Source organism: Oleiphilus sp. HI0132, from assembly GCF_001635845.1.
On the sequence record NZ_LWGJ01001415.1, the window covers coordinates 1 to 1,243 of the forward strand.

Genomic DNA, 1,243 nt, shown 5'->3' on the forward strand with positions numbered 1-1,243 from the left:
ACCAATGATCAGAAAATCACTATCGCGACTATTGCTTGGATCAGAATTCAAGTAATCGACTAATGCTGTCGCGGCACTTGTACGTGTTAAGTTACAGTTGCCTTGGCCATCATTCATGTCAGGATCACCCAATTCGTCACAATCACTTCCTTTTGATTTTAAATGATTGACTGCAACGGTNAGCTTCTCCTTTGAACCTTTTTCTTTAAAGGTTTGGATTAAGACTGGTCGATTCTTATCATCATTAAACCTCGAATCTACCGAGCTATCCAGAATGACCGTTTGTTTTATCGGTTTTACTTGGGTACTTCTATAAATAAGACCAACAGCAATTGCATCCGTACCAATTTGATCGACACCTGGATCAATATAAGCATAATCGCCACCTGCCGCATTAATTGCCGCGACTAAGCTAGCAATCGCACTCTGTTCAGTAAAACCGTCATTTTCTATTTCCATCAAACCGACGATATCAGCATTCATCGCTAGAATAGCATTCACTATCTTATCTTCTTGTCGCTGAAGCTCATCGGCATTGTCAGCGCCACGATCCGTAGAAGAGCCTAAGGGGTCGGTGACAAATAAGAATCAGTTGTCACCGACCCCTTATTTCCTTATTTCCACATAAAGGAGTTTAAGCAATGTCTACCAACCGCCAATTTACTAAACATCAATTCGGCCCAAAAGGCTGGACACCTGAGCGAATCGAGTCTCTTAAAGGTAAGACTTACCTCATCACCGGTGCGAATAGTGGTACCGGTAGAAGTAGATGATGCGCTTGATCTTGCTGAACGAATTCAAGTGTAGTTATTGTTTAGCCGTGTTGGTTAATTCCTTGCCAGCCTGAATAAAGTCATGTAAATTTATTTGTAAGACATATTCTTACGAAGAGGTTTGTTATGGCAGATACCGTTACATTTAGACCTACTGATGATCAAGGCGGTTTTATTGAAGGTCTGATTAGTTCAGGTGATTACTCTAACCAAAGTGAAGTCATTCGCGCTGGCTTGAGACTTCTGCAAGAGCATTACGCTGAATCAAAGCTAGCAGAATTACGCCAGCTTATTAAAGATGGTGAAAATAGCCCCATTATCGAAAATTGGAATGCTGATGATTTTATTCAACGGATGAAGAAAAAGCATAATGCATAAAAACCAAAGCTTTTTTGTACACCAAAAAGCAGATGAAGACTTAGAAGCTATTTTTGATTATAGCCTAGAGAAATTTGGTTTTGCTCGAGCTG

2 protein-coding genes are annotated in these 1,243 nt (G+C 40.3%); both read left to right on the top strand.

Translation table 11 applies throughout. From position 1 onward, the window contains the following. Positions 1–641: 641 nt before the first annotated feature. Positions 642–773, top strand: a complete 132-nt coding sequence (locus A3766_RS32430; protein ID WP_255374960.1) for a hypothetical protein — start codon at positions 642–644, stop codon at positions 771–773. A 126-nt stretch (positions 774–899) separates the two neighbouring features. Continuing rightward, complete coding sequence (locus A3766_RS21580) at positions 900–1,151, top strand: type II toxin-antitoxin system ParD family antitoxin (protein ID WP_068506949.1); 252 nt, start codon at positions 900–902, stop codon at positions 1,149–1,151. Positions 1,152–1,243: the final 92 nt, after the last annotated feature.

Excerpts from the sequence above, each read along its gene's own strand:
- A3766_RS32430 (WP_255374960.1), top strand. The coding sequence starts at position 642 with ATGTCTACCAACCGCCAATTTACTAAACATCAATTCGGCCCAAAAGGC.
- A3766_RS21580 (WP_068506949.1), top strand. The coding sequence starts at position 900 with ATGGCAGATACCGTTACATTTAGACCTACTGATGATCAAGGCGGTTTT.